Below are 3399 nucleotides of genomic sequence, written 5' to 3'. Positions count from 1 at the left end.
GAGTTGACGGATCACTCAGGTTGGCTCGTCTTGTCGGGCGTACCGAGGAAAACTCGGACGGAAAGAAGCAATAAAAGCTTCGCATGGGGGAGGTATACGAATTGGTGAGCACCGCTATCCTTGAGACGCGGGGGCTGACGAAGCAGTTTTCTGGCTTCACAGCCGTTAAATCCGTAGACTTATCGGTCAAAGAAGGCACGATTCACGCGTTGATCGGCCCGAATGGCGCGGGGAAGTCGACGGTTTTCAATCTGTTGACGAAGTTCCTGGTTCCGACAAGCGGCCAGATATTTTACCGGGGCGAGGATATTACCTCGGTCGAAGCTGCGTCCATCGCCCAGCGCGGCCTCGTGCGGTCCTTCCAGATTTCGGCGGTGTTCCCCCATCTCAGCGTGCGCGAAAACGTGCGCGTGGCCCTGCAGCGTAAGCGCGGCGGCTGTTTCGATTTCTGGCGGTCCGAGAAAATTCTCGATCAGTATAACGACCGCGCCGACGAGTTGATTGACGCGGTTGGCCTGTCGGAGTTTCGCACCCATACCGCCGTTGAACTGGCTTATGGGCGCAAGCGCGCGCTGGAAATCGCTACCACGTTGGCGCTGGAGCCGAATGTGATGCTGCTGGATGAGCCGATGGCGGGGCTCGGGCGCGAGGATATCGGCCGCATATCCGCCCTCATCAAACAGTCGGCCAAGGGCCGCACGGTGCTGATGGTGGAACATAATCTGTCGGTCGTCGCCGACCTGTCGGACACAATCTCGGTGCTGCAGCGGGGCGAAATCATCGCCGAAGGCACCTATGCCGAGGTTTCGCAGAATCCGCAGGTTATCAGCGCTTACATGGGGTCCGGTCATGGCCACCACTAATGTTCAGGGCGCGCCTCTTTTGGAGGTGCGCGATCTTCATGCTCATTACGGCGAAAGCCATATTTTGCATGGGATGGAGTTCAATGTGCGCCAGGGCGAAGTCGTCACCCTGCTCGGGCGCAACGGCGCGGGCAAGACCACGACGCTGAAATCCATCATCGGTTTGGTCGGCAAGCGCACGGGCACGGTAACGTTCGAGGGTGAAAACATCATCGACCGCGCCCCCCATACGATTGCCAGGCGCGGGATTGCTTTCTGCCCGGAAGAGCGGGCGATTTTCGCGGCGCTTTCGGTCGAGGAGAACCTGATGCTGCCGCCGGTGGTGAAGCCGGGCGGGATGAGTGTCGAGGAAATCTATACGATGTTCCCGAACCTCAAGGAACGCCGCCGCAGCCAGGGCACGAAACTGTCGGGAGGTGAGCAGCAGATGCTCGCCATCGGGCGGATTCTGCGCACGGGGGCCAATCTGCTGATGCTGGACGAGCCGACCGAAGGGCTGGCCCCGGTCATCATCGACCGGATCGGCGAAACGATCCGGGAAATCAAAGCGCGCGGCTTTACCGTGCTGCTGGTGGAACAGAATTTCCGCTTCGCCGCGACGGTCGCCGACCGTCACTACGTGGTGGAAAACGGACGGGTTGTCGACGCGATTGCCGCCGATGAACTCGAAGCGAAGACCGAGGATCTGAAACGCTACCTCGGCGTGTAATCGGACAATTTTGGGGAGGAAATTCCGATGACCAAGACGAAACACACCTACGGCACGCTCCGCACGGTTTTATTGGCCGGTGCGGCTTTGCTTGCCGCAGGCTCGGCGCAGGCCCAGCTTACTGATGATATCGTGAAGATCGGCGTGCTCACCGATGGGTCGGGCGTTTACGCCGACGTGGGTGGCCAGGGCAGCCTTGAGGCCGTGAAAATGGCCATTGCCGATTTCGGCGGCACGGTTCTGGGCAAGCCCATCGAAACCGCTTTCGCCGACCATCAGAATAAGGCCGATATCGCCGCCTCGATCGCCCGCAAATGGGTCGATGCCGATAAGGTCGACGTGATCACCGATCTGCTGAACTCCGCCGTATCGCTGGCGGTGCAGGAAATCGGTAAGGAAAAGAATAAGGTCATTCTGCACAATGGGGCCGCCAGCTCCGATCTGTCGGGCAAGGCTTGCGCTGTAACCGGCGTGCATTACACTTACGACACCTATGCGCTCGCCAACGGTACCGGCAAGGCGACCGTGAAGCAGGGCGGCGATACCTGGTTCTTCCTCACCGCCGATTATGCTTTCGGTCAGGCGCTGGAACGCGACACGACGGCGGCGGTTGTCGCCAACGGCGGTAAGGTGCTCGGCGGTGTGCGCCACCCGCTCTCCAATGCCGATTTCTCCTCCTTCCTGCTGCAAGCCCAAGCCAGCAAGGCGAAGGTGATCGGTCTTGCCAATGCCGGTCTCGATACCGTGCAGACGATTAAGCAGGCGGCGGAGTTTGGCATTACCCAGAGCGGCCAGCGCCTCGCGGGGATGCTCATCTTCATCACCGACGTGCATTCGCTCGGGCTGCAAACGGCGCAGGGCCTGACCCTGACCACCGGCTTCTACTGGGATATGAACGATGAAACCCGCGCCTTCTCCAAGCGGTTCTTCGATAAGATGAAGCGCATGCCCAGCATGGTGCAGGCGGGGGTCTATTCCTCGGCGCTGCATTATCTGAAGGCGGTTCAGGCGGCTGGCACCGATGACGGGACCAAGGTTGCGATGAAAATGCGCGAACTACCGATCAATGATATGTTCGCCAAGAACGGTAAGATTCGTACCGATGGCCGCATGGTCCACGATATGTATCTGGCCCAGGTAAAGACCCCGGCGGAATCGAAAGCCCCGTGGGATTACTACAAGATCCTGGCGACCATTCCCGGCGACGAAGCCTTCCGTCCTGAAAAGGATGGCGGCTGCCCGCTGGTAAAGTAAGAGCCCAGGTTTCCTTCTGCGTCGGCTTCCGTCCGTGGCCCTTGGGCTGCGGGCGGAGGGCGAGCCCTGACCCGGATTCCCGTTCATGACAGAAATTTTTGGTGTGCCGATGGCTGCCCTTTACGGTCAGCTTTTGATCGGCCTGATTAACGGTTGCTTCTATGCCCTGCTGTCGCTGGGGCTCGCGATCATTTTCGGGATTCTCAACGTCATCAACTTCGCCCATGGCGCGCTCTATATGATGGGCGCGTTCGTGGCCTGGATGTTGCTCAATTATGCCGGTATCGGGTATTGGCCCGCGCTGTTGCTGTCGCCGCTGATTGTCGGCGCGATTGGGATTATCGTTGAGCGGCTGTTGCTGCGGCATCTCTATAAGCTCGATCATCTTTACGGGCTGCTGCTGACCTTCGGCCTCACGCTGCTGGCGGAAGGCGCGTTTCGGCAGATGTTCGGCGTCTCGGGCCAACCCTATGCGATTCCCGATGCTTTGCGCGGGGGCCAGAACCTCGGCTTTATGTTCTTGCCGAACTACCGCGCCTGGGTGGTGGTCGCGGCGTTTGCCGTGTGCTTGGG

General features: G+C 59.8%; 4 protein-coding genes. All 4 read left to right on the top strand.

The window, feature by feature from the left end; genetic code table 11:
- Positions 1-83 precede the first annotated feature (83 nt).
- On the top strand, positions 84-863 hold the full coding sequence (locus tag ACIQ36_RS19465; protein WP_045776223.1) for an ABC transporter ATP-binding protein: 780 nt from the start codon (positions 84-86) through the stop codon (positions 861-863).
- Positions 850-1572 carry an ABC transporter ATP-binding protein gene (locus ACIQ36_RS19460; RefSeq protein WP_395832445.1) on the top strand — a complete coding sequence of 241 codons (723 nt, stop codon included), beginning with the start codon at positions 850-852 and terminating at the stop codon, positions 1570-1572. The genes ACIQ36_RS19465 and ACIQ36_RS19460 overlap by 14 nt, the downstream gene beginning before the upstream one ends.
- Positions 1573-1599: 27 nt before the next feature.
- Positions 1600-2826: an ABC transporter substrate-binding protein gene (locus tag ACIQ36_RS19455; RefSeq protein WP_395832443.1), complete on the top strand. Its 1227-nt coding sequence runs from the start codon at positions 1600-1602 to the stop codon at positions 2824-2826.
- 85 nt (positions 2827-2911) lie between these two features.
- Positions 2912-3399: branched-chain amino acid ABC transporter permease (locus ACIQ36_RS19450; protein WP_395832441.1), on the top strand; the 488-nt coding region annotated here is incomplete at its 3' end.

Source organism: Elstera sp., assembly GCF_044372965.1.
GTDB lineage: Bacteria > Pseudomonadota > Alphaproteobacteria > Elsterales > Elsteraceae > Elstera.
This window is presented reverse-complemented; position numbering and strand designations above follow the sequence as displayed.

Excerpts from the sequence above, each read along its gene's own strand:
- ACIQ36_RS19465 (WP_045776223.1), top strand. The coding sequence starts at position 84 with ATGGGGGAGGTATACGAATTGGTGAGCACCGCTATCCTTGAGACGCGG.
- ACIQ36_RS19460 (WP_395832445.1), top strand. The coding sequence starts at position 850 with ATGGCCACCACTAATGTTCAGGGCGCGCCTCTTTTGGAGGTGCGCGAT.
- ACIQ36_RS19455 (WP_395832443.1), top strand. The coding sequence starts at position 1,600 with ATGACCAAGACGAAACACACCTACGGCACGCTCCGCACGGTTTTATTG.